2 protein-coding genes and 1 pseudogene are annotated in these 1,300 nt (G+C 60.8%); 2 read left to right on the forward strand and 1 reads right to left on the reverse strand.

The window, feature by feature from the left end:
* On the reverse strand, positions 1-295 hold a 295-nt coding region (locus tag P3T22_RS33225), incomplete at its 3' end, for an aldehyde dehydrogenase family protein (protein WP_429327285.1).
* A gap of 298 nt (positions 296-593) precedes the next feature.
* Between P3T22_RS33225 and P3T22_RS33230 the strand changes: the two genes are divergently transcribed.
* Positions 594-797: a cold-shock protein gene (locus tag P3T22_RS33230; RefSeq protein WP_007181784.1), complete on the forward strand. Its 204-nt coding sequence runs from the start codon at positions 594-596 to the stop codon at positions 795-797.
* A 342-nt stretch (positions 798-1,139) separates the two neighbouring features.
* Positions 1,140-1,300, forward strand: a pseudogene (locus P3T22_RS33235) (hopanoid biosynthesis associated radical SAM protein HpnJ); the annotation flags it as partial.

Genomic DNA, 1,300 nt, shown 5'->3' on the forward strand with positions numbered 1-1,300 from the left:
GCTTGCCCTGTTCCAGGGTCATCAGGCGGGCGATGTCGGAAGCGCGCTCGCGCACCAGCGCGGCGGCCTTGCGCATGGTGGTGGCGCGTTCGTTCGCCGGAATCTTGCGCCAGGCTTCGAAGCCGCTCTGCGCGGCGGCCAGCGCCCGGTCCAGATCCGGGATGCCGGCGTGAGCCACCTTGCCGATCGCCTTGCCGGTGGCGGGATTGATGACGTCGAGGGTTTTGCCGCTGGCGGCGTCGCACCACTCGCCGTTAATCAGAAGTCGGGTATCGCTATAGCTCGAGGTGGCCATGTGAGTTCCTGTAAGTGGGGCAAACGATAGGTCGCGCGCACGGGCGTACTGGGCTGAACCTGTGCGGCCAAGGATAGACTGTCGTTACCAATCATCTTATCTGATTGCGCGCGATTGCATCGGCGGCGCGCCCACGGTTGGTGCGCGGCACGGGCCTTGCTGCTCCGGATGCCGCGGTGAAGAAACGCCTGGCTGAGCGGCGCCGCGCAAACAGGCGTAAAGTCAAGCAACAGTCGCAGGAACCGGCGAACGACGGCGAATGCAACCCAATCAACCAAGGTGCAAACGAGGAATCGACATGCCAACTGGTACAGTGAAGTGGTTCAATGACGCGAAGGGCTTTGGCTTTATCACACCGGACGACGGTGGCGAGGATCTGTTTGCCCATTTCTCGGAAATTCGCAGCGAAGGTTTCAAATCGCTGCAGGAAAACCAGAAGGTCAGCTTCGAAATCAAGCAGGGACCGAAAGGCAAGCAGGCGGCGGATATCAAGCCGGTGTGAAGGCAGCTGCCGGTCCGCACGTGCAGATGTGCGGGCCGGCAGCGTGTTTTCGCCATCCATTCCGGCGGGCTGGACTGGACGACACGTTGCGCGCCGACCCGCTTCGGCACGGCAATTGTCATGTGTTTCGTGTATAAGATGCGGGAGCGCAAACGGAGCGAAGCGCAGTATTAACCATTTAGAACAACACCGGCCGGAAGTATTCTTCTTAAGGTTTCCTTCAGCTTTGCTCCGTAGTATTTGCGCGATTCGCAGTGCCCGCGCGCATCCCCGCGGGCAATAGTTCTGATAGTTTTCCGATAGAAAACTGAAAGCGCCGATCAAAGGCTTGCTGGAGCATCCATGAAAACCCTGTTCTTGCAGGCGCCGTCGTACGACGGCTTCGACGGTGGCGCGGGTTCGCGCTACCAGGCTAAACGCGAAGTGCGTTCGTTCTGGTATCCGACGTGGCTCGCGCAGCCCGCCGCACTCGTCCCCGATAGCCGTGTACTCGACGCCCCCGC

Origin of the sequence: Paraburkholderia sp. GAS348, assembly GCF_050434205.1 — a bacterium.
Classification (GTDB): Bacteria; Pseudomonadota; Gammaproteobacteria; order Burkholderiales; family Burkholderiaceae; genus Paraburkholderia.

Coding starts and splice junctions, on each gene's coding strand:
- P3T22_RS33230 (WP_007181784.1), top strand. CDS start 594: ATGCCAACTGGTACAGTGAAGTGGTTCAATGACGCGAAGGGCTTTGGC.